This is a genomic window from Peptostreptococcus porci, from assembly GCF_009695815.1.
Taxonomy (GTDB): Bacteria; Bacillota; Clostridia; order Peptostreptococcales; family Peptostreptococcaceae; genus Peptostreptococcus; species Peptostreptococcus porci.
This window is the reverse complement of the sequence record NZ_VUNE01000002.1, coordinates 330,829-354,885: the sequence shown is the minus strand read 5'-3', so window position 1 is coordinate 354,885 and position 24,057 is coordinate 330,829. Positions and strand designations below refer to the sequence as shown.

Annotated in this window: 16 protein-coding genes and 1 riboswitch; of the genes, 15 read left to right on the top strand and 1 reads right to left on the bottom strand. The window is 35.0% G+C overall.

Annotated elements, in window-relative coordinates; genetic code table 11:
* Nucleotides 1-111: 111 nt before the first annotated feature.
* The 4 genes from glmM (at nt 112) to metK (ending at nt 5,834) form a co-directional block, all read left to right on the top strand.
* Nucleotides 112-1,461, top strand: coding sequence for a phosphoglucosamine mutase (gene glmM / locus FYJ71_RS05650; protein WP_154537839.1), 1,350 nt, complete (start codon nt 112-114; stop codon nt 1,459-1,461).
* 320 nt (nt 1,462-1,781) lie between these two features.
* Nucleotides 1,782-3,035: a UDP-N-acetylglucosamine 1-carboxyvinyltransferase gene (gene murA / locus FYJ71_RS05645; RefSeq protein WP_154537838.1), complete on the top strand. Its 1,254-nt coding sequence runs from the start codon at nt 1,782-1,784 to the stop codon at nt 3,033-3,035.
* A 141-nt stretch (nt 3,036-3,176) separates the two neighbouring features.
* Nucleotides 3,177-4,187 carry a rod shape-determining protein gene (gene mreB / locus FYJ71_RS05640; RefSeq protein WP_154537837.1) on the top strand — a complete coding sequence of 337 codons (1,011 nt, stop codon included), beginning with the start codon at nt 3,177-3,179 and terminating at the stop codon, nt 4,185-4,187.
* 166 nt (nt 4,188-4,353) lie between these two features.
* Nucleotides 4,354-4,462, top strand: a riboswitch (SAM riboswitch).
* A 187-nt stretch (nt 4,463-4,649) separates the two neighbouring features.
* A complete protein-coding gene (gene metK, locus FYJ71_RS05635) occupies nt 4,650-5,834 on the top strand; it encodes a methionine adenosyltransferase (protein WP_154537836.1) in 1,185 nt (394 codons plus the stop codon).
* A gap of 263 nt (nt 5,835-6,097) precedes the next feature.
* On the opposite strand, the gene FYJ71_RS05630 is transcribed toward metK, so the two are convergent.
* Nucleotides 6,098-7,282 (bottom strand): hypothetical protein, encoded by a 1,185-nt coding sequence (locus FYJ71_RS05630; RefSeq protein ID WP_154537835.1) that lies wholly within the window; start codon nt 7,280-7,282, stop codon nt 6,098-6,100.
* Between the two features lie 262 nt (nt 7,283-7,544).
* Here FYJ71_RS05630 and recD2 point away from each other — a divergent pair, with 262 nt between their 5' ends.
* The 11 genes from recD2 (at nt 7,545) to FYJ71_RS05575 (ending at nt 24,056) form a co-directional block, all read left to right on the top strand.
* Nucleotides 7,545-9,770: an SF1B family DNA helicase RecD2 gene (gene recD2 / locus FYJ71_RS05625; RefSeq protein ID WP_154537834.1), complete on the top strand. Its 2,226-nt coding sequence runs from the start codon at nt 7,545-7,547 to the stop codon at nt 9,768-9,770.
* A gap of 33 nt (nt 9,771-9,803) precedes the next feature.
* On the top strand, nt 9,804-10,595 hold the full coding sequence (locus FYJ71_RS05620; RefSeq protein ID WP_154537833.1) for a ComF family protein: 792 nt from the start codon (nt 9,804-9,806) through the stop codon (nt 10,593-10,595).
* A 443-nt stretch (nt 10,596-11,038) separates the two neighbouring features.
* Nucleotides 11,039-13,723, top strand: a complete 2,685-nt coding sequence (secA, locus tag FYJ71_RS05615) for a preprotein translocase subunit SecA (protein WP_154537832.1) — start codon at nt 11,039-11,041, stop codon at nt 13,721-13,723.
* 75 nt (nt 13,724-13,798) lie between these two features.
* Entirely contained in the window at nt 13,799-15,589 is a 1,791-nt protein-coding gene (locus tag FYJ71_RS05610) for a sigma-54 interaction domain-containing protein (protein WP_154537831.1), read from the top strand.
* Nucleotides 15,590-15,706: 117 nt separating this feature from the next.
* Nucleotides 15,707-16,891, top strand: coding sequence for a YkvI family membrane protein (locus FYJ71_RS05605; RefSeq protein WP_154537830.1), 1,185 nt, complete (start codon nt 15,707-15,709; stop codon nt 16,889-16,891).
* 582 nt (nt 16,892-17,473) lie between these two features.
* Nucleotides 17,474-18,685, top strand: coding sequence for a CaiB/BaiF CoA transferase family protein (locus tag FYJ71_RS05600; protein WP_154537829.1), 1,212 nt, complete (start codon nt 17,474-17,476; stop codon nt 18,683-18,685).
* Nucleotides 18,686-18,702: 17 nt separating this feature from the next.
* A complete protein-coding gene (hadB, locus tag FYJ71_RS05595) occupies nt 18,703-19,929 on the top strand; it encodes a (R)-2-hydroxyisocaproyl-CoA dehydratase subunit alpha (RefSeq protein ID WP_091995022.1) in 1,227 nt (408 codons plus the stop codon).
* Nucleotides 19,929-21,050 carry a 2-hydroxyacyl-CoA dehydratase subunit D gene (locus tag FYJ71_RS05590; protein ID WP_154537828.1) on the top strand — a complete coding sequence of 374 codons (1,122 nt, stop codon included), beginning with the start codon at nt 19,929-19,931 and terminating at the stop codon, nt 21,048-21,050. Before hadB ends, FYJ71_RS05590 begins: the two co-directional genes overlap by 1 nt.
* Nucleotides 21,051-21,073: 23 nt before the next feature.
* Nucleotides 21,074-22,216 (top strand): putative isocaproyl-CoA dehydrogenase AcdB, encoded by a 1,143-nt coding sequence (gene acdB, locus FYJ71_RS05585; RefSeq protein WP_154537827.1) that lies wholly within the window; start codon nt 21,074-21,076, stop codon nt 22,214-22,216.
* Between the two features lie 15 nt (nt 22,217-22,231).
* The gene (gene etfB / locus FYJ71_RS05580) at nt 22,232-23,017 is read left to right on the top strand and encodes an electron transfer flavoprotein subunit beta (protein ID WP_154537826.1); all 786 of its coding nucleotides are present in this window, start codon (nt 22,232-22,234) and stop codon (nt 23,015-23,017) included.
* 25 nt (nt 23,018-23,042) lie between these two features.
* A complete protein-coding gene (locus FYJ71_RS05575) occupies nt 23,043-24,056 on the top strand; it encodes an electron transfer flavoprotein subunit alpha/FixB family protein (RefSeq protein ID WP_154537825.1) in 1,014 nt (337 codons plus the stop codon).
* Nucleotide 24,057: the final 1 nt, after the last annotated feature.

Sequence of the window (24,057 nt, the reverse complement as noted above, 5' to 3'; positions counted from 1 at the left end):
TTTGACCGTTGTAATTTATTACAACGGTCTTTTTTTGCGAAAAAAACGAGAAAATTATATGAATATGTGGTAAAATATATATTGATACATATTTATGAGGTGAATACAATAATGAGAAAATATTTTGGAACAGATGGTGTCAGAGGAATTGCAAACACGGAATTGACTTGTGAAATGGCATATAAGCTTGGAAGAGCTGGTGGCTTTGTTTTGACTAGAGGAAGAGAACAGGTTAGCGTGGTTGTAGGAAAAGATACTAGAATCTCAGGTGATATGCTTGAAGCAGCACTTGTTTCTGGGTTGATGTCTGTTGGATGTGATGTTGTTACAGTAGGAGTTGTACCGACACCAGCTGTGGCTTATTTGACCAGAAAATATAACGCTGATTGTGGTGTTGTAATTTCTGCTTCGCATAATCCAGTTGAATATAACGGAATTAAGTTTTTCAACGATAAAGGATTTAAATTGGCAGATGAAATTGAATTAGAAATAGAAAAATATATTGATAATATGGCTCTAATAGATGTTTTACCTACTGGAGATGAGGTAGGTAGAAAGATTTTTAAGCATGACGCCGCTAAGGAATACGTTGAAAATGTAATTTCTCACATAGAGGCGGATTTTAGCGACCTAAAAGTTGTTTTAGATTGTGCTAATGGGGCTTCGTACAAGGTTGCTCCGATGGCTTTTAGATTGTTGGGAGCTGAAGTAATCGAAATAAACTGTAATCCTGATGGAACGAATATAAATAAATCATGTGGATCTACTCATCCTGAAGGTCTTCAGAAAAAAGTTATAGAAGAAAAGGCTGATTTCGGGATGGCTTACGATGGTGATGCAGATAGATTGATCGCAGTGGACGAGAATGGCGAAATTGTCGATGGTGACAAAATTATGATGATTTGTGCTGCCAGTATGAAGGAAAAGGGAATGCTAAAAAATGACACATTGGTAGTCACTGTAATGAGCAACATTGGGTTATTTATTTCAGCAAAGGAAAATGGAATCAATCTTGAAACTACAAAAGTCGGAGATAGATACGTTTTGGAAGAGATGGTTAAGGGAAGTTATTCTCTTGGCGGAGAGCAGTCTGGTCATTTGGTATTCTTGGATTATAACACTACTGGTGACGGAACAATGTCATCTTTGGTTTTAGCATCGATTCTTGTAGAAAAGGGTATAAAATTATCTGAAGCTACAAAAATCATGGATCAATATCCACAGGTATTGGTCAATGTAAAGGTGAAGAACGAATGCAAGAGCACTTATATGGATTTTGAGGAAATTGCATCTGAAATTGATAGAATAGAAAAAATCATGGATGGAAAGGGAAGAGTTTTGATCAGACCTTCTGGAACTGAGCCTCTAGTAAGAGTTATGTTGGAAGGAAAAGACCTTGAACAGATCGAAAACCTAGCAAATGGCTTGGCTCAAATAATTGAAAATAAAATTGGATGTTAATACCTTTCTTCTGTCTGAGTATTGGGATTCTTATAAAGATGTCAATACTCAGACTAATTTTAAAATAACTGTTGACATATTGCCAAAATAAGTATATAAAAGTATAGTAGATATTTGTGTTCATTTATAAGTAATATAATCATAAAAACTTGCTATTAGTGGATTGCTGAGAACAGAAAACGAAATATATTTTTTATAAATGAAGATAAAAAAATATTGAATGAAGTTTTGGACAACTAAAATGATGTCCGTTTATGACATAAAGATATAATGAAAATTTTGAATGAATGATAACGAATTTATTAAAAGGGAGTACAATTATGCCGAGAATTAGAGTAAAAAAGAGTGGTCCATTAAAAGGATCTGTTAAAATAGATGGTGCAAAAAATGCTGTTTTGCCAATTATTGCTGCGACATTGCTGGCAAATGAAAGATGTGTTTTAAAGAGCGTTCCAAATCTTAGGGATGTTCATGTTATTTCAGATCTTTTAAAGCATTTGGGTGCAGAGGTTACATACGAGAATAACATTTTAACAGTTGATTCTTCAACGATTAATACATGTGAAGCACCTTATGAGCTAGTAAAGAAAATGAGAGCGTCTTTTTTGGTTATGGGACCTTTGTTGGCTAGATTTAATCATACAAAGATTTCTATGCCAGGAGGATGTGCGATTGGTACAAGACCTATAGATTTGCATCTAAAAGGATTTAAGGCTCTTGGAGCAGAGATTAATATGGATCATGGCTTTGTTGAGGCTAGAGCTGAAAAATTGATAGGTAACAAGTTATACTTGGATTTTCCTTCAGTTGGTGCAACTCAAAATATTATCATGGCTTCTGTGCTTGCAGATGGGACTACTGTTATTGAAAATGCCGCTGAAGAACCAGAAATAGTGGATTTGGCAAATTTTTTGAATGAAATGGGTGCTTCAGTTAGAGGAGCAGGTACGAATACAATAAAGATAAAAGGTGTTTCAAAGCTACATGGTGCTGAGCATACGATAATACCAGATAGAATAGAAGCGTCGACTTATATGGTTGCTGCTGCTATGACAAAGGGTGACATCGTGGTTGAAAACGTGATAATTGATCACTTAAAACCAGTTATAGCAAAACTTTCAGAGGCTGGGGCTACGATTATTGAAGGCGAAAATTCCATTAGAGTAATAGGTAACGAAAAAATTAAACCGATAGATATCAAAACACTTCCTCATCCTGGATTCCCGACTGATGTTCAGGCTCAATTTATGGCTATGCTAACGTTGGCTGAGGGGACTGGAGTAGTTATAGAAACAGTGTTCGAGAATAGATTTATGCATGTAACTGAGTTTAATAGAATGGGTGCAAATATTAAAATCGATGGCAGAAGTGCCGTTGTAAATGGAGTTGATAATCTAGTTGGAGCAGACGTTACTGCAACTGACTTAAGAGCTGGTGCAGCACTTATTCTTTGCGGTTTGGTTGCTGACGGCATCACTAATATTGGTGAAGTATACCATATTCAAAGAGGTTATGTTGATATAGACAAAAAAATGAGAGCCCTTGGAGGGGATGTTGAAATAGTTGAGGATTAGCTTTTAAAAGTCAGCATATTGATTCGTTATGATGAGTCGGTGGCAGGCTATGGTTTCAACTATTACATTGATGATATTTATCGATTTAAATATTAACGATGGTATTTATTAATTTAAATATTAATATTGAGGAGGATTGTTATGGCTGGAATGGATATTGGTATAGATTTAGGTACTGCGAATGTACTGATAGTTGTAAACGACAAGGGTATAGTATTGAATGAACCATCGGTAGTGGCAGTTGATAATAGAATCGACGAAGTCATTGCAGTTGGTCATGAGGCCTATAAGATGATTGGTAAAACGCCAAAGGATATTGAGGCTATTAGACCGATGATGAGTGGTGTTATTTCAGATTACGATAATGCTGAAAAAATGCTTAGAGGCTTTATCGAGATGCTGGGAAATAAAAAAGGAATGGGTAAAATTGTGATGCCTAGAATTATGGTATCCGTACCTACGAATATAAATGACATAGAAAAAAAGGCTGTGCAAGATGCAGTTAAACACGCTGGTGCAAGAGAAGTATTATTGATAGAAGAGCCAATTGCTGCGGCAATAGGTGCAGGTATAGATATTACAGTTCCAGGGGGGAATCTGGTGGTTGATATTGGTGGTGGAACGACTGATATAGCTGTAATCTCTTTGGGTGGAACAGTAGTAAGTAAGTCTATCAAAACAGGTGGCAGTAAGTTTGACTTGGATATAATAAGATATATTAAGAGAAATTATAATGTCATTATCGGAGAAAGAACTGCCGAAAGAATAAAAATAGACATAGGCTGTGCGTATAGAAGGAGAGAAGAAAGATTTATCAAGATAACTGGTAGAGATTTAACGAATGGGTTACCAAAATCTATAACAGTTAGCTCTCTTGAAATAATGGATGCGATGAGTGACAGTGTGGGACAGATAGTCAATTTGGTAATAAAGGTTCTACAGGATACACCTCCAGAATTGGCATCTGATATAGCTGAAAGAGGAATCGTACTGACTGGTGGCGGTGCATTGTTATACGGTATGGATAAAAAAATATCTGAAATGACAGGCTTGAGGGTTAGATTGGCCGAAGAGCCTATCAATTGTGTTGCATTGGGAACAGGAATCGCTTTGGGCTCAGTTGACATTTTAGAAATAGCAGGGACAGTATAAGCCCTGTAACGACGTCAAAATAGTGTGGCATATCTATTGACAGTTTAGAATAGTGTGACATATGTGTTGACAAATAAGAATAGTGTAAAATATTTTGAATATTACATATTGACAATTAATCGTTTTAATGATAATATTGTTCTATAAATTGAAGAAATCTTGATTTGCCTTATCAAGAGTGGCTGAGGGACAGGCCCTGTGACGCCCAGCAACCGCATTCTGACGGTGCTAAATCCTACAAAACGATGCCAAGGTATTGTTTTGAAAGATGAGGTTAGCTAGTATTATTTTGTATTGAAATAGTGGCCTCTCAGTGAATGAGAGGTCTTATTTTTTAGAAATATAGTTTGGTGACGATAGGTAATGATAGGTTGTGATAGATAATCACAGTACAGTAATAAAGTATTTAGAAAAAAGTCATAAAGAGTAGAAACAATAAGTTGAAAAAAGAAAGGAAAAAATATGGCGAGACATTTATTTACATCAGAATCCGTAACGGAAGGACATCCAGATAAGCTTTGTGATCAGATTTCGGATGCAATATTGGATGCTCTTATAGAGAAAGATCCAACATCAAGAGTTGCTTGTGAAACAACTGCTACTACAGGGTTGATATTAGTGGCGGGAGAAATATCTACTAATGCATATGTGGATATACCGAAGCTAGTTAGAGAAACAGTTGAAGAGATTGGTTATGTTAGAGGAAAATTTGGATTCGATGCAGAAAATTGCGGTGTGATAACTGCGATTGATGAACAATCGAATGATATAGCAATAGGAGTTGATGAAGGCTTGGAATCTAAGTCTGGCGAAACTGTTGAAGACGAGATTGAAAAGGTAGGAGCAGGTGATCAAGGAATTATGTTTGGTTTCGCTTGTAACGAAACACCTGAGTTCATGCCGTTGCCTATTTCATTGGCTCACAAATTGTCTAGAAAGCTTACAGAGGTTAGAAAATCAGGAGAGCTTGAATACCTTAGACCAGATGGAAAAACACAGGTTACTGTTGAATATGAAGATGATACTCCAGTTAGAGTTCATACAGTTCTTATATCAGCACAACACGATCCGACAGTAAGCAATGAAACAATTAGAGAAGATTTGATAAATAAGGTTATAAAAGCGACTATTCCAAGTGAGTTATTGGATGATGAAACATTGTATTATATCAATCCTACAGGAAGATTTGTAGTTGGTGGTCCACATGGAGATACAGGTTTGACAGGAAGAAAAATTATCATAGATACTTACGGAGGATACTCTAGACATGGTGGTGGGGCTTTCTCTGGCAAGGATCCAACAAAGGTTGATAGATCTGCTTGTTATGCTGCGAGATATGTTGCAAAAAATATAGTGGCATCAGGCTTGGCTGATAAATGTGAAATAGAGCTATCATATGCGATAGGTATTGCGAGACCATTGTCGATATTTGTAGATACATTTGGTACTGGAGTTGTTTCAAATGAAAAATTAGTTGAGATTGTAAAGGAAAACTTTGATTTGAGACCTGGTGCGATAATTAGAGATTTGGATTTAAGAAGACCGATCTACAAGCAAACAGCTGCGTATGGACATTTTGGAAGAACTGATATTGATCTTCCTTGGGAAAAGCTTGATAAGGTAGAATTATTGAAGAAATATTTATAGAAAGCCGTTGTTTGGTATTGATTTTATCAAATTCTGTCATTTAGAATAAGCTTTATCAAATATAGAAAACTATTATGTAGAATAGCTTTTATCGAGATAAATTTCATAAAAAATGGGTTGAACAAAAATCCCTAAATTGCCGTAGGTTTTGCCTATGGTAATTTTTTGCACAAATAAAAAACATACCCTACATTCATTTTCATACGTGGAGAATATGGGTATGCTTCTTATTTGGGACTCTTATGAGCCAGCTTATTTTTTGTTTAGATACGTTCTTTATCACGCTTTTTAATGTTTTTGTATCCAAATATCCAAAGTGGAATAATCATGAAAATCCAGTTAAATATTCCAAGATATCTGTATGCTTCCTTTACGATCCACATCAATCCTTGAGTAGATACAAGATAGCATATGATTAAGCATACGACGCTTATTATTACTTTTTTTATTAATGGATTTTTCATTCCCTTTAGAACATAAGGATCTATTCTTTGTATCATACCAAATATAAATCCAACTGCCGTAGTTATCAAAGCTAAGAATAATAATATTGGATATAGAACAGACAGTATTTTTATATCAAGCTGGTTTACTATGTAAATAGTCGGTAGCGTTCTTGCTGTTTCATTTGTGTAGATTTCAGGCATTCCTGAAAAAATTAAAAGGCAAATTCCAACTAGCATGATTATATTTATGATTGCTCCCATAAACATAGCGCCTTTTGCTTCTTCCTTGTGAAGACCACCTTTGAAAGAGGATGTGATACCACCTATAGCACTTATTTGGAATCCGGCGTAAGTCAATGCCCATAGCAACGCATTGCCTATATTTCCAGGAACCGTTTCTGAACTATCTGAAATACTCCATTTTGATGAGTTGGGATTCACGTATCCCTCTGACATAAGCTTTGAAATTTGAGGGGCGAACTTCACAAGTCCAGCGACCAAGACTATTGAAACGATAATCACAATTGCTGCAGTCATAAACATTGCATTTTTTCTGACTACTTTTTCTCCAAATACGCATATAAGTGTGACAATTGCTATCATCAAAATCGATCCCATGACTACTGGCAAGTGAAAATATTTGTTTACCAACAAACCACCCGTAGCAATTGTTGCAGCAGTGGCTGCTATAGTTGTGATGACAATACTGAAATCCATAGCCAAGGTAAGAAATCTTGAATGATTACCATACGCTTCCTTTGACCAACCTTCATAACTCCATTTGTCAGTTTGTCTAGCTGTTTCAAGTCCAACATAGTAAGTAAAACCGATAATAATAAATGTTAATATTGGCATAAATACTCCAAACCAACCATGATTTGAAAAGTACTGAAGTTCCTGCGTTCCGGATGCAAAGCCGGCTCCACAGTGAGTTGAAAACCAAACTGTTGCAACTCCAATACTTATGGATGTAAAATAATTTCTTTTTTTGTTTTCTTCCATGTTTTTCTCCTCCTGTATATATTAGCCATAAAAGACTTTGAAATATTATAGCACAAAATACTTAAAAAATGTTTTGTTTATCAAAAGAATTAAAAAAATATTCTGAAAAGAATATAAATAATTATTTGACAAACGAAATATTAAGTCAATTTTAAGTATTATTTGAAAATGTTTAGTGAGAATTATTTTGAAAAATAATGTATAATAATATATAGAGTGCATTTTTTGTAAAATTGCCTACAATGATAATGGAGGGACGAAAATGGAGAGCTTTCAAGGTGTAATCACTGATATTATCTTTTCTAATGAAACTAACGGATATACGGTCGCTAGAATAAAGAGTGATGATTATGTTGAAGTCATCACAGGGATAATTCCAGGTATTTCTGCTGGCGAAAATATAGAGGTAACAGGGGATTGGTCTATACATGAGATTTATGGAAGACAATTTGTTGTGAAGCAATATAGTGTAGTCATGCCGACTACGGAAACAGGGATAGTCACTTTTTTGTCCTCGGGTGTAATCAGTGGAATAGGGGAAAAAATGGCGACTAGAATAGTTGAGAGGTTTGGAACCAATACTTTGGAAATTATTCAGCATAATCCAGAAAAACTACTAGAAGTACAAGGTATAGGGGCAAAAAAAATTGGACCAATCGTCGAAAGCTTTAGAGAAAATTTGGGTGTTAAAAATATCATAATTTCATTACATAAGTTCGGAATAAGTCCGAGAATATGTATCAAAATTTACAGGAAATTCGGTGCAAATTCTCTAGACACTATCACTCAAAATCCATACTGCCTAATCGACTCCATTGTGGGAATAGGATTTAAAATGGCTGATGATATAGCTAGTATGTGTGGAATCGAAAAAAACTCTCCGTTTCGATTGGAGCAAGGTGTTTTGCACGTGTTAAAAAATGCGATGAATGATGGGCATATGTTTTTACCTGAGAATATTCTACTAGATGAAGCTACGAGAATATTGGGGGTTGAATACGAGGTTATTGAAAGCACTTTATATGATTTGGCGTTAGATAGAAAGGCAATTGTAGAGAAATATGGTGACTTCAATATTGTGTATTTGAATAGATGCTATCATGCTGAAGTGGATGTATGTAGCAATTTGATAGAGCTTATTAGCACTCCAGTTAAGCCACTAGGAATAGATCTTGAAAAAGAACTAGAAAATTTTCAGGAAGACAATGATATCTTGTTGGCAGAAAATCAAAAAAATGCTGTAAGGGCTGCCTTTAATAATGGTGTTATGGTTCTCACAGGAGGTCCAGGAACTGGAAAAACCACGACGATAAATACAATAATCGAATTGCTGAAGAAGAATAGGGAGAAGGTCGTTTTGGCTGCTCCGACGGGAAGGGCTGCAAAGAGGATGACAGAAACTACTGGAGAAGAGGCAAAAACGATTCATAGACTTTTGGAAATGGCATTTGATGCTGATGATAGAGTGATTTTTATAAAAAATGACGAAGATCCAATAGATGCAGATGTCATAATTGTTGATGAGGCATCAATGATTGATATTTTTTTAATGGATAATTTACTTAAGGCAATGAAAAGCAAAACAAGATTGATTATAGTTGGAGATGCTGACCAGCTACCTTCAGTAGGTGCTGGGAATGTGCTGGGAGATATAATTTCATCAGATATGATTGAGATTATCAGATTAAATGAAATCTTCCGTCAGGCTCAGGAAAGTGACATCGTTTTGAATGCTCATAGAATAAACAAGGGCAAGGATATTGTTGCAAATAAAGAAGGAACTGATTTCTTTTTCATTAATAGAACTGGAGATAGCGGAATATTGTCGGAAGTAAAGAGCTTGGTAAGTGGGCGATTGAATAGATACTATAACCTTGATTCACTAAAGGATATTCAAGTGTTGGCTCCGATGAGAAAGGGTGATGTGGGGGTTACGAATTTGAACTCAGAGCTTCAAGAGATACTTAATCCACGTAAAAATGAATGGAATGAATTGAAGCTTACGAAGAGAACATTTAGGGTTGGAGATAAAGTAATGCAGATCAAAAACAACTATTCCAAAGAATGGGAAAATGAAAGAGGTACTAATTCTGGCGAAGGTGTATATAATGGAGATATAGGCTATATTTACCATATTGATAAGAGTAGCAAGGAAATGTACATAGTTTTTGATGAATTTAAGATATATAAATACAGCTTTGATGAATTAGACGAAATTGAGCACTGTTTCTGTACAACTATTCACAAAAGTCAGGGAAGTGAGTTTCCTGCGATAATAATACCAATATCTTGGGGGCCACCAAAATTGATGAATAGAAATTTGATTTATACTGCAGTAACAAGAGCAAAAAATCTAGTGGTAATAGTTGGAGAAAAAAAATATCTCGATTACATGATATCTAATAATACTGTAAATGACAGATATACCAATCTTGGATATAGATTGAGGAAATATAGAACGAATAATATGCTAGAGCTTGATTATTAATTTATTGAAAAACTTTTGTTTGGGTGCTTTGTTATGAAATTTTATGATTTAGTAGATTATATTTTGAACATAATTTTACCAGAGAATTTAAATTGTTTTCTATGTGATTTGCCAATTAGCAAAAGCAATTCGTATTCAATATGTAAGAGCTGTTTTTGTAAATTGAACTATATTGAAAATGGGTGCAAAATATGTGGCAAGCCTATTAAATCAGGCAATGCAGAGTACTCAAGTAGGTATTCTGACGATGGAGAATATGATGAAGCACGACAGGGATGCGATTTTTGTAGAAAAAAATCATTTTTGTTTGATAGAAATATTTCTATATTGGAGTATAATGAAACTTCTTCAAGGATTGTGTTCAAATATAAATATGGTAAAAGAACTTTCCTAGCAAGGGTTATTTCTGATATGATGTGTGATATTTTAGATAAAAAATACAGCGATGTTTTGGCTAATGCTGATTTTGTTACATTTGTGCCACTTAGTAAGGAGAGGACAAAAGAGAGAGGATTTAATCAATCTGAGAAATTGGCGAAATATATTTGTAAAAGATATAATCTGGAAGCTGTGGAGCTTATTAAGAGAGTTAAGAATACTAAGAAGCTATACGGATTGAATAGTGCTGACAGAAAAAAAGTACTTAAGAATGCTTTTGTAATCAATCCTGATTACAGAAATAAGCTAAATGGGAAGAAAGTGGTTATAATCGATGATATTTTTACCTCTGGAAGTACAATGAATGAAATTAGCAAGGTTTTGAGGTTAAATGGTGTGTTTGAAATAATATCTATCACTTTTTTGACTGGTGAGTACAAAAAATAGAGTAAAAAATGTTGACATAAAAATGAAATGAATATACAATGAATAGGTAATTAGGTCTGTGATTGAAAGTCCAAGCCAGTCGCGGGCAAAAGGATCCACGTAAGCGCATATAAAAAATAATAAAATAAATGGGAGCGTGAGCATGGCGCGGCTTAGAAGTAAGACCTGCCGATTCATCGAGAGGATTAGTAGTTGATGGCGAAAGTTCCAGCAGGCGAGTGTGGGGTCAAAGATCAGGTCAGCTAAATACACAAAAAGAAGGGTTGGTATGAGAAGATATACTCCATATCGATCTTTTTTTGCGTTTTTATCGAAAAAATGTGAAAAAATGCCAATTATTCTCACTCGGATATGTTCAAAATAAATAATTTATGATAAAATAAACTATGTATGTAGACGAATTGGTATAATTAGTACAAAAAAATAAAAAAAGGAGACGAAGTATGGGGTTTTTAGATGGCCTATTTAATATGGCGGATAAAAAAGATTTGAAGCAATTTAATAAAGTCGTTGATATGATAGATAGTGTCGGACCTAAATATGAGGCGATGACTGATGAAGAATTACAAAATATGACATCAATCTTTAAAGAAAGATTGAAAAATGGTGAAACGTTGGACGATATTTTGGTCGATGCATTTGCTGTTGTAAGGGAAGCATCTACAAGAATTTTAGGGATGAAACACTTTAGAGTTCAGTTGATAGGTGGTATGGTGCTTCACCAAGGTAGAATTGCTGAAATGAAGACTGGGGAAGGTAAAACTTTGGTTGCGACTTGTCCAGTGTATTTAAATGCATTGGAAGGTAAAGGCGTTCACGTTGTTACAGTAAATGACTATTTGGCAAGACGTGACCGTGACCAGATGGCAAAGATTTACGAGTTTTTGGGATTGAGCGTTGGTGTTATCGTTCATGGACAGAATCCAAGAGAAAGAAAGCGTCAGTATGAGTGCGATATAACTTATGGGACAAATAACGAATATGGTTTTGATTACTTGAAGGACAATATGGTTATTCATGAAGAACAAATGGTTCAAAGAGGTCTAAATTTTGCCATAGTCGATGAGGTCGATTCAATATTGGTAGACGAGGCTAGAACACCACTTATTATTTCAGGACCTGGAGACAAGTCTACTCATCTATATTCTGATGCAAATGTATTTATTTTGACTTTAAATGATGATGATTACGAAAAAGAAGAAAAAGATAAGGCTGTTTCTCTTACAGAATCAGGTGTAAGGAAAGCAGAGATATATTTCAATGTCGACAATATCACAACAATGGAGCATACTGAATTATATCATCATATAAATCAGGCATTGAAGGCTCATACGATAATGAAAAAAGATGTCGACTACGTTGTAAAAGACGATGAAATAATCATAGTCGATGAGTTTACAGGAAGATTGATGTTTGGTAGAAGATATTCAGATGGTCTTCATCAAGCGATAGAAGCAAAGGAAGAAATTACTATTCAAAGAGAATCAAAGACTCTGGCTACGATTACATTCCAGAATTACTTTAGAATGTATAGTAAGCTATCGGGTATGACAGGTACTGCAAAGACAGAAGAAGAAGAGTTTAAATCAATTTATAAAATGGATGTTTTTCAGGTTCCAACAAACAAACCGTTATTGAGAAAGGATTTACCTGATTCAGTATATGCGAATCAGCTGGCGAAATTCAATGCAGTTGCCAGAGATATAGTTGAAAGACATGAAAGAAAACAGCCAGTTCTTGTTGGTACAGTTTCTATTGAAAAGTCTGAATTGCTTTCTAGTATCTTGTCTGATTACAATATTCCTCATGAGGTATTAAATGCGAAGTTCCATGAAAAGGAGGCAGAAATCGTCGCTCAGGCTGGTAGATTGGGAGCTGTTACGATAGCTACGAATATGGCTGGTAGAGGTACCGATATACTTTTGGGTGGTAATCCATCTTTTATGGCTCTTAAGGAAATGAAGAGATTAAACTTCACTGATGAGATGATAAATAGAGTAAACTCTGCAAATGAAACTGCTGGAGTAGAACAAAATGAAGAGTATGATGCAGCTAGACAAACATATAAGAAGCTTTATGAAGAGTACAAGGTTATAACTGACGCTGAACAGGAAGAAGTTTTAAAAGCAGGTGGTCTTTGTATTCTTGGTACAGAAAGACACGAATCTCGTAGAATTGACAACCAGCTAAGAGGGCGTGCAGGTCGTCAGGGTGATCCAGGTGAATCAAGATTCTATATTGGATTAGATGACGATTTAATGAGATTATTTGGAAGCGATAGAATTAAGGGTATTCTTGATAAGCTAGGTATGGATGATGAAACTCCTATTGAACATAGAATGTTGACTAAGTCGATCGAAAATGCTCAAAAGAAAGTCGAAGGTAAAAACTTCGGAATCAGAAAGCATGTCTTGGAATATGATGATGTTATGAACAAGCAGAGAGAAATTATATACAAGGAAAGAAGAAGAGTTTTATCTGGTGAAAATCTTCAAGATCAGATTGTAGGTATGATGAAGGATGTAATTACAAATAGTGCTATTTCACACACTAGTGAAAATGGTGATTTCAATGCTGATGCATTTAAACATCATATGTATAGTAGATACCTTCCTGCTGGAGTATTAGATGATATAGAATTGTCTTCAATGAATAATGATGAAGTGACAAATGCTGTGTTTGAAAAGGCTATGTCTTTATATAACGAAAAAGAAGAGTTCATTGGCTCAGAAAGAATGAGAGAAGTTGAAAGAATAATCCTTCTGCAGGCAGTTGATAATCATTGGATAGATCATATTGATGCAATGGACCAATTAAGACAGGGTATAGGTCTTAGGGCAATTGGACAAATCGATCCTGTTATTGCATATAAGATGGAAGGCTTCGAGATGTTTGATGAAATGAATCAGCTAATAGTTGAAGATACTATCTCTTACCTATTCAATATACAGGTAGAGGTTCCAGTAGAGAGAAAAGCAGTGGTAGATGTCGAAAAACTAGAATCTCCTGAAACTGAAGAATCTCATAAAGAAAAAGTGGGAACAAAAATAGCTGAAAAAACCGTTGGAAGAAATGATCCTTGTCCATGCGGAAGTGGTAAAAAATATAAAAACTGTCACGGAAAATAGTATTATTTAAAATAGTATAGTGTTTTGGGTGGAGATATGAGTATTCATATCTCCACAATTGAATGGAGGATTGTTATGGATTTAACTATGATTGCCGAGCTGATTTCAAATATCGACAACCCTGCTATCGTTTTTGATTCTGATGGTGGAATAGTCTGTAAAAATAAGCAATTTGAATATGTTTACGAGTATTTAGATGTAGACGAATTAGAAAGTTTGAGTCAAGTAAAAGTTGTAAGAGATAATTCGGAAAATCCAAAGATTAAGTACTTTAATATAGTTAATACGTATCTTCAGGGTACGGAGTATTTAATAAAAAATGAAAACGGTGAGAGATTCTATCTTTATATTTTTGAGAGAACCTTTATATTGGACGAGATGATATCCAATGTAATAGAGCATATAGATGAAATAGTAGTATTGTTTGATGAAAATGGAACACTTCGAAAAATGAACGGTATTTGTGACGAGCTTCTTCCTTTTAAAAGAAATGAAGTTCTTGGAAAAAATATCTCTGAATTGGTTATTGAAAATAAAGTTGAAAATCCTGTGATTACTGAAATGATCAACAAACGTACAAAGGTTTATAGAGATATCGTTTATTCAGACGGAAGAGTAATTTCTTATACGGCGGTTCCTATTATCGACAAGGATGGTATTTTAAAAGGTGGAGTTTTGACTGGAAGAGATGTTTCTAGGTTGATTAATTTGGCTAAAAAGCAAGAGAAAAAAGATCACTATACGATTGATTATATTAGCGAGAGTCCTCAGATAAAGAAAATAAAGTCGATAATTTCTAGAGTTGCACCATCTGATGCCCCAGTTTTTATCATTGGAGAATCAGGAGTCGGCAAAGAAATAATTGCAAATACAGTTTGGAACCAAAGCAAGAGAAGAGATAAAAGCTTCGTTGCTATCAATTGTGCGTCAATACCAGAGGATCTTATTGAATCGGAGCTATTTGGTTATGAAAAGGGGTCATTTACAGGTGCAAACAAAGATGGAAAAATGGGGTTGATTGAGGCTGCTGACGGTGGTACGATTTTCTTGGATGAAATTGGAGAGTTACCGTTGGAAACTCAGAAGAAATTGCTGAGGGTAATACAGGAAAACGCAATTTTGAGGATTGGAGCTATCAAACCTAAAAAGGTAGATGTCAGATATATTTGTGCAACAAATAAGACAAAGGAAGAGCTAAAAGATCCGAAGATTTTTAGACAGGATCTATATTATCGTTTGAATGTTATTCCTTTGATAATACCACCACTTAGAGAGAGAAAAGAGGACATACTATTGATCAGCGACTTCTATATTCAGCTTTTTAATAAAAGGTATAACAGGAAGATCATAATGACAAAGGATGCCGAAAAGTTGCTTTTGAAAAATAAGTGGGAGGGAAATATACGAGAATTAAAAAACGTTATTGAGAGACTGGTAATTCTATCTCCGCATGAAAATATTTATTCTGAGCAATTGGAGAGGATTTTGACACTTGGGAATATTGATAATATAGACCATGTTGACAATCTATATTCAAGTGAGAATAATGATGAGCTATCACGAAATTCCAATATTGGATTTGAGAGAGCGAGCGAAAGTATCGAAATAAATGATATTTATAGAGAAGAGGGGGAAAAAAATGCCGAAGCTGATGAATTTCCAACTGATTTTGGAGAAAGGATATTGTCTAGGATAAATAACAGTGAAAATATAACAATAGACTTGGCTCATCAGATAATAGAGGAAGAATTATTGAAAAATGCACTATGTAAATTTGGCAATATAAGCGATGCATCTAAATCGCTGGGAATAAATCCTTCGACTGTCTATAGAAAAATAAAAAAGGGATATATAAATTTAGATTAGGCATTCGGTTATTGCATTTAAAATATTTTAACAAAGTAGCCTTTTTGGCATGATTTTTGCTTGATAATAATTTGATTATATTTATTATAGTTAATTTTATCAAGGGGGAATTTAAAAATGAAAAAAGTAAGAAAAGTAAGTTCTATGGCAGCCATTTTTGGTGTTGCTGCGGTACTATTCGGTTCTCACGCTGGTGGAGGCTTTGCTACTGGTAATCAAGAAACTCAATACTATGTACAGTTTGGTTGGACTGCTCCACTCACAGCTGTATTAGCTATGTTACTTCTTACTCTTACAATGAGAGAAGTAATAGTTATGTACAATAATAATGATTGTAAGAATTATAAGGAATTATTTACTGAGCTATGGAGACCATACACAAAGCTGGAATTGCTTTGGGAGATATATTATTATTTGATGGTAATAATGGCTGTTAGTGCCGTTATTGCTGGTGCTACAGCAGTGCTACAGGCAATGGGCATTCCATATGCAATTTCTCTATTGTTGGTAGGAGCAGTTTTGCTTTTCCTAACGATATATGGTGTTATTGTGGTTTCAAGTGCTGCTGGAGCAATGTCAATCGTAATTTTGATTTGCTGTTTGTTGATATTTATAACAGGTATAAAGTTGAGATCAACTGAAATCGGTACGATTTTACAGAACAAAGAATTTTGGGGTCCAAGCTTTTCAAAGCCTTTTATTCTTATATTTACATATGCTGGTTTCCAGTCAGTTGTTATACCATCGTTGGCAGCTAGTTCAAGAGGATTGTTGAAGAACGAAAAAGAAGCTACTGCTTCTATGGCTTTGTCATTTGTTATGAATGCAGTTGCTCTATGTTTGGCAGTTACAATGTTACTTGGTTGGTATCATGAAATAAAGGCCGCTGATCAGCTGACTTTGCCGACTCTTTATGTTGCAATGCAAACTGGAAATACAGCAATATCTGTGGCATATAAGGTTTCGCTATTCCTATGCTTGATTTCTACTGGTGTTACAACTATATTTGGATTGGTAAACAGATTTGAAGATACTCCAAAGCTAATGTCAATTAAATCTCAAAGAACGAGAAGAGCATTGGTGGCTGTGTTGATAATGGTTGTATGTATGATAATATCATTGACAGGACTTACTAATATCGTTAAATATGGATATGGATACTGCGGATATCTTGGGATCGTTGCAATTGTCATACCTTTCCTTACTATTGGGGTTTACAAGAACAGAAAGTTCAAGAGAGAACATCCTGATCATAAATGGGAAGTTGCCAGAAATGAAGAGTCTGATGCGGAACTAGAATAGTTATTTTTGCAAAATGCAAAAATTTGCAAAATGCAAAATTGATAGTTTTTTATTAATGTGAATTGATAGAAAAGGTTTGCAAAATATATTTAATTGTTTGATAAAAAATAAATAAAAAAATAATGAAAAAAGGATGGATATTTGATAATAATCTATCCTTTTTATTTTTTGCAAAATGCAAAAAAAATAAATGTTAAAATTGCTTCTCAAATTATTATTTGCACCGACAAGAAAAAAATAAATTTTATTTGACTAGAAAAAATTCTATTTATTTTCTATATACGATATAAATATCAAAAATACGAACAAAAAAAAGAAAAATTCAGATAATTGACTGAATTCTAATTAATGTTAAAAAGTTGCTTAATTATCAAAATACAAAAAATAGGTATTTTTTATTCCGGAAAAAATAGTAAATTTTTTGTGGTTATTACAAAATTTTCTGAATTTAATGCGAAAAAAATATAGCAATTTTTTTATTTATTTAAAAAAGTTGGCACGTGATTTGCTTATATAATAGTGTATAAAAATTTTAGTGATTTTTACAAAATTATTTTTTAAATGATACTAGGAGGTAGAGTTATGTCAAATACAGGATTACCGTTAAAGGGTATAAGAGTTATTGAGTATGCAAACTTTGTTGCAGCTCCAATATGTGGTAGAGTACTTGCTGATTGGGGGGCAGAAGTAATTAAGATCGAACCTAGCTTCGGGGATTCAATGAGAATAGTCGGTATTCAATGGTGTTTCCCAGCGACTGAGGAAGAAAATCCGATGTTTGAGATAGAAAACTCAGGAAAGAAAGATATAGTAATAGATACAAACACTAAAGAGGGTGTTGAAATAATTTATAAATTATTGGAAGGCGCTGATGTCTTCTTAACTAATACTAGACAGAAAGCCTTAGATAAGAGTGGATTAAACTACGAAGAAGTAAAGAAGAGAGCTCCTCATATTATATATGCTCATCTATTAGGATACGGAGATAAGGGACCTGCAAAGGATAATCCAGCATTCGACTATACTGCATATTTTGCAAGAGGTGGTGTAGCTGCAAGTTTGATGGAAAAAGGAACTTCTCCTGCTAACCCAGTTGCTGGTCTTGGTGATCACTATGCTGGTATGAGTTTGGCTGGTGGTATTATGGCAGCTCTATATAAGAGAAAAGAAACTGGTTTGGGTGAAAGGGTAACAGTATCATTGTTCCATACTGCTGTATTTGGTATGGGTATTATGGTATCAGCTGCTCACTATGGTTACGAAATGCCTATAACTCGTCGTCAACCACCTAACCCATTAAATACAACTTTCAAGTGTGCTGATGATAAGTGGATACAGATAGCATTCTTCCAGTATGACAAATGGTTCCCAGGATTCTGTAATACAGTAATTGAAAGACCTGATCTAATTGGTGGAAAGTATTCTACTTTGAGAAGTGCAGTTAACTATGTAGAAGAATTCGTTGAAATGATGGAAAAGGAATTTATTAAGAGACCGATTGACGAGTGGTGTGAAAGACTTCAGGCTGCTGGTATACCATATGAAAAACTTGCAACTCCATCTGACGTTTTGGTTGACCCTCAATGCTGGGAAAATGATTATCTAATCAAACATACATATGAAAACGGACATGAAGGTGTGATATTCAGTACTCCAGTTATGTTTACAGAAGCTCAGAAGGGTGACTATAGAAGAGCACCAAAGCTAGGTGAACATACAAAGGAAGTTATGGCTGAAATCGGAATCGATGAAAAGCAATATGACGAATTAAAGGAAAAAGGAATAATACTATAAGTTAGGAGGGGACTATCGTGGAAGAAGTAAAAAAAGATGCAAAACAATTAATTGCTGAATTATTGGATGCTCAATATCAAGCTGGATTTAAAGCCAAAGAAGAAGGTAGACCTGTGGGCTGGGCGACATCAGTTTTCCCACAAGAGCTGGCAGAAATATTTGATTTGGTTTTATTATATCCAGAAAACCATGCAGCAGGTGTTGCAGCAAAGAAAGAATCTCAAGAGCTTTGCGAACTATCTGAAGGTATAGGTTACTCAAATGACCTTTGTGCGTATGCTAGAACAAATTTTGGTCTTTTATTAAAGGGTCACTCAGATGCTCTTCCAATGCCAGAACCAGATTTCCTATGCTGCTGTAACAATATATGTGACGAAGTTGTTAAATGGTATGAAAGTATTGCCAGAGACCTTAATATACCTCTAATTATGATAGACACAGCATACAACTATGAATACGAAGTTAGTGATAATAGAATTAAGTACCTAAGAGGACAGTTTGAAGAAGCTATCAAGCAATTTGAAAAAATTTCTGGTAAACCATTTGATCCAAAGAGATTGGAAGAAGTCATGAGAATTTCTTCTGAAAACGGTAAGTTATGGAAGTATTCAATGAGTTTGCCTGAAGGTAACTTCCCATCTCCAATGAATGGCTTTGACTTGTTCAACTATATGGCAGCAATCGTTGCAGCTAGAGGAAAAAAAGAAACAACTGAAGCTTTCAAGCTTTTAATTGAAGAATTAAAGCAAAATGCCAAGGAAGGTAAGTCTTCTTTCAGAGGAGAAGAAAAATATAGAATAATGATGGAAGGTATACCATGCTGGCCTTATATAGGATTCAAGCTAAAATCAACTTCTAAAGCTGGTGTAAATATGACTGGTTCAGTATATCCACACGCTTGGGCTTTAGAATATGAGGTTAATGACCTAGATGGAATGGCTAGAGCATATAGTTCAATGTTCAACAATGTAAACATGGAAAGAATGGTTGAATATAGAGTTAACGCACTTAAGGGTGGAGACTGTGACGGTGCATTATACCATATGAACAGAAGTTGTAAGATGATGAGCTTTATTCAATATGAAATGGCCAGAAGAGTTTATGATCAAACTGGGCTACCTTATACTGGCTTTGACGGAGACCAAGCAGACCCTAGAAACTTTGCAAAGGCACAGTTTGAAACAAGATTAGAAGGTTTGGTAGAAGTAATGGCAGAAAGAAAAAATAAGGGAGGTGCTCAGTAATGACTCTAAATGAAGTATTAGAAAAATTAGAATATGTAGCAAATAATCCTAAAAAGATGTTGCAGGATTATATAAAAAGTGGGAAAAAGGTTGTAGGATGCTTCCCAATGTACACTCCTGAAGAAATTGCACACGCAGGCGGATTGGTTCCAATGTCAATGTGGGGTGGAAATACGAATATAGAAAGAGCAAAAGAATACTATCCAGCATTTGTCTGTTCAATAATCGCTGCAAATGTTGAATATGGATTAAAGGGAAGCTATGATGGAGTTTCAGCAGTAATGATTCCTTGTATGTGTGATACTTTAAGAAGTACAACTCAAAACTGGAAGTCAGGCGTTAAAATTCCTATGGTAGCATTTGCTCATCCTCACAACAGAAAAATTCAAGCTGGTGTTGATTATCTAGTTGAAGAATATGAGTCTGTAAAGAAAAGATTGGAAGATATTTGCGAATGTGAAATAACTGAAGATGCTATGTTAAAGAGTATAGATATCTACAACGAGCATAGAAAGGTTATGCAGGAATTCGTAGAATTAGTTCCAAACTATCTAAACACTATTACTCCTACAAAGAGAAACGCTGTTATAAAGAGTGGAAACTTTATGCTAAAGGAAGACCATACATTGCTAGTTAAAGAGCTAAATGAAATTCTTAAGTCAATGCCGAAGGAAGATTTCAAAGGCAAAAAAGTAATGACAACAGGCATAGTTCTTGATGATAAGGGATTCCTAGACGTTCTTGAAAAGAATAATCTAGCTGTTGCCTATGACAATGTAGGTCAGGAAACTAGACAATTCTCTACATTGGTTCCAGAAGGAAATAGTGCTTTAGAAAGATTGGCATTGCAGTGGTCAAATATTGAGGGATGCTCATTGGCTTATGATCCACAGAGATTAAGAGGCAAAATAGTGGCTGATCATGTGAAGAGACTAGGTATTGATGGAGTAATCTATGGATTGATGAAATTCTGTGATCCAGAAGAATATGATTATCCTATTTTCAAGAAAGACATGGATGAAGCAGGTATTCCTCACTTATATATGGAAATTGAACAAGGAACAAGTAATATCGAGCAAATGAGAACAAGAATTCAGACATTTGCAGATATTATATCTTAATAATCAAATTTGGAGGTTGAGTAATGATATTTAAGAAAGAGCACGAATTAGTAAGAAAATCTATAAAGGATTTTTGCCAGCGTGAATTGTATGACACAGATTTAGCTGAAAAGATGGACAGAGAAGGCGTTGAAATGCCAAAAGAATTATTGGATAAACTTGCAAAGTATAAATTCTCTTGTCCAATAGTTCCTAGAGAATATGGTGGAGCAGGAGCAGACTATGTTTCTTATGCCATAATAATGGAAGAATTGTCAAGAGCTGATGCATCATGTGGTACTTATGTTACTGCAGGGGCTTCTCTAGTTGCGCTACCACTAATTAATTTCGGAACTGAAATGCAAAAAGAAAAATATCTTAAACCATTGGCAGAAGGTACAATGGTTGGTGCGTTCGGTCTTACAGAACCAGGTGCTGGTTCAGATGCTGGTGCAACACAAACTACGGCTGTATTAGAAGGAGACCACTATATACTAAATGGTAGAAAGTGTTGGATAACAAATGCTCCTTTCTGTGACTTTGCCATAGTTACAGCTGTTACTCAAAAAGGAATGGGAACAAAGGGAATCTCTACATTCATTATCGAAACAAAATGGGAAGGATTCTCACATGGAGCTCATGAAGATAAGATGGGTATCAGAGGAACTAGAACTGCAGATTTAATTTTCGAAAATATGAAGGTTCCAAAAGAAAACCTACTAGGAAAAGAAGGTAAGGGATTCAACGTTATGATGAACACACTAGAAGCTGGTAGAATAGGTGTTGCTGCTCAGGCTGTTGGTGTTGCTCAAAGTGCTTTAGATGAAGCTATTAAATATACAAAAGAAAGAGTACAGTTTGGTAGACCACTTGCTGCATTCCAAAATACTCAGTTTACAATAGCAGATATGGCTACAAAGGTTGAAGCTGCAAGATTATTGGTATATCAGGCAGCACAGCTAAAGGATAATGGTCAAAGTCCGGCAATTGCATCTTCTATGGCGAAATACTACGCTGCTGAAATAGCAAATGAAGTGGCTTACAAAGCTCTACAGTTACATGGTGGATACGGATACGTTAAGGATTATAGAATAGAGAGAATCTATCGTGATTCAAGAATTCTATCAATTTACGAAGGTACATCTCAAGTACAGCAGATGGTAATAGCAGGAAAATTATTAAAATAGAAGGTGGTGTGTGATTTGAAAATTATCGTATGTGTAAAACAAGTTCCAGATACAACTGAAGTAAAAATAGATAAGAAAACGAATACATTGATCAGAGAAGGTGTTCCGAGTATATTGAATCCAGATGATGCAAACGCATTGGAACAAGCTTTGGTATTAAAGGAAACTATGAGTGATGTCACAGTTACTGTTATATCAATGGGACCTCCTCAGGCAGATGTAATGCTTAGAGAATGTTTGGCAATGGGCGCTGATGAAGCGTTGCTACTAAGTGATAGAGCATTTGGTGGTTCAGATACATGGGCTACTTCAAACGCTATAGCAGCGGCTATAAGAAAAATTGGTGAATATGACATAATATTTGCTGGTAGACAGGCTATAGATGGGGATACAGCTCAGGTTGGACCTCAGATATCTGAAAAGCTTGGAATACCACAGGTTACATATGTTGAAGATATGGAAATAATTGGTGACAAGGTTAGAGTAAGAAGACAGCTAGAAGATGGTTACGAAATGATCGAAGCCAATATGCCAATATTGTTGACAGCCGTAAAAGAGCTTAACGAGCCAAGACATATGTACATCGACAAAATATTTGATGCGTATCAAAAAGAAATACCTGTACTTACAATAAATGATGTTGATATTACAACTGAAGAAGTTGGTTTGAAAGCATCACCTACAAGAGTATTTAGATCTTTCACTCCAGAAGTTAAGGGTCAGGGTGTTATTTTAGAAGGTACAGAAAAAGAAGTTGCTCAGAAACTAATAGGTGAGTTAAAGGGAGCACACATAATTTAACAAATATTTTAGGGAGAAGAATATTATGCAGATACAAGATATAAATCAATATAAAGACATATGGGTTTTTGCTGAGCAAAGACAAGGCAAAATTACACCCGTTGTAATTGAATTATTAGGTGAAGGAAAAAAATTAGCAAATGTTAAAGGAGTTAGCTTAAATGCTATACTACTTGGTAAGGACGTTAAAAACCTTGCTTCTGAATTGATAGCTTACGGTGCAGAGAAGGTTTATATTGCTGATGATGCACTATTAGAAAACTATACTACAGATGCGTATGCAAAGGTTATAGTTGATTCAATAAACGAAATAAAACCGGAGATAGTTCTACTGGGAGCTACTAACATAGGTAGAGACCTTGCTCCTAGAATTGCATCAAGATTAAATACTGGTTTGACAGCTGACTGTACAAAGCTAGAAATAGATGAAGAAGATGGAAAAATCAAACAGACTAGACCTGCATTTGGTGGTAATATAATGGCTACTATAATATGTCCAGATGTTAGACCTCAGATGTCTACAGTTAGACCTGGTGTTATGGATAAGGCTGAAAGAGATGATTCAAGAGTTGGTGAAGTAATAGAGCTTAACTATGATTTAAAGGAATCTGATATCAGAACAAAGGTTATTGAAATAGTTAAATCAGCTCATGAAAAAGTATCTTTAACTGATGCGAACATTATAGTTTCAGGTGGAAAAGGACTTGGAAATGCAGAAGGGTTTAAGGTGATTGAAGAATTGGCTAGCAAATTAGGTGGTGTTGTCGGTTCATCAAGAGCAGCTGTTGATGCAGGATGGATAGACAGAAGTCATCAGGTTGGACAGACTGGTGTAACAGTTAAACCGAATCTTTACGTAGCTTGTGGTATTTCAGGTGCTATTCAGCATTTGGCTGGTATGAAGGAATCTGATATAATAGTTGCTATAAACAAAGATCCAGATGCACCTATATTCAATGTTGCAGACTATGGAATAGTTGGAGACTTGTACAAAGTTATTCCAGAAATAATAGAAGCATTAGATTCAATCGAAAAATAGT

What these genes read in the sequence shown, in the direction of transcription:
- FYJ71_RS05610 (WP_154537831.1), top strand. Translation starts at nt 13,799, where the DNA reads ATGGATTTAACTATGATTGCCGAGCTGATTTCAAATATCGACAACCCT.
- FYJ71_RS05575 (WP_154537825.1), top strand. Translation starts at nt 23,043, where the DNA reads ATGCAGATACAAGATATAAATCAATATAAAGACATATGGGTTTTTGCT.
- secA (WP_154537832.1), top strand. Translation starts at nt 11,039, where the DNA reads ATGGGGTTTTTAGATGGCCTATTTAATATGGCGGATAAAAAAGATTTG.
- FYJ71_RS05620 (WP_154537833.1), top strand. Translation starts at nt 9,804, where the DNA reads ATGAAATTTTATGATTTAGTAGATTATATTTTGAACATAATTTTACCA.
- FYJ71_RS05605 (WP_154537830.1), top strand. Translation starts at nt 15,707, where the DNA reads ATGAAAAAAGTAAGAAAAGTAAGTTCTATGGCAGCCATTTTTGGTGTT.
- metK (WP_154537836.1), top strand. Translation starts at nt 4,650, where the DNA reads ATGGCGAGACATTTATTTACATCAGAATCCGTAACGGAAGGACATCCA.
- mreB (WP_154537837.1), top strand. Translation starts at nt 3,177, where the DNA reads ATGGCTGGAATGGATATTGGTATAGATTTAGGTACTGCGAATGTACTG.
- glmM (WP_154537839.1), top strand. Translation starts at nt 112, where the DNA reads ATGAGAAAATATTTTGGAACAGATGGTGTCAGAGGAATTGCAAACACG.
- recD2 (WP_154537834.1), top strand. Translation starts at nt 7,545, where the DNA reads ATGGAGAGCTTTCAAGGTGTAATCACTGATATTATCTTTTCTAATGAA.
- FYJ71_RS05600 (WP_154537829.1), top strand. Translation starts at nt 17,474, where the DNA reads ATGTCAAATACAGGATTACCGTTAAAGGGTATAAGAGTTATTGAGTAT.
- FYJ71_RS05630 (WP_154537835.1), bottom strand. Translation starts at nt 7,282, where the DNA reads ATGGAAGAAAACAAAAAAAGAAATTATTTTACATCCATAAGTATTGGA.
- murA (WP_154537838.1), top strand. Translation starts at nt 1,782, where the DNA reads ATGCCGAGAATTAGAGTAAAAAAGAGTGGTCCATTAAAAGGATCTGTT.
- FYJ71_RS05590 (WP_154537828.1), top strand. Translation starts at nt 19,929, where the DNA reads ATGACTCTAAATGAAGTATTAGAAAAATTAGAATATGTAGCAAATAAT.
- acdB (WP_154537827.1), top strand. Translation starts at nt 21,074, where the DNA reads ATGATATTTAAGAAAGAGCACGAATTAGTAAGAAAATCTATAAAGGAT.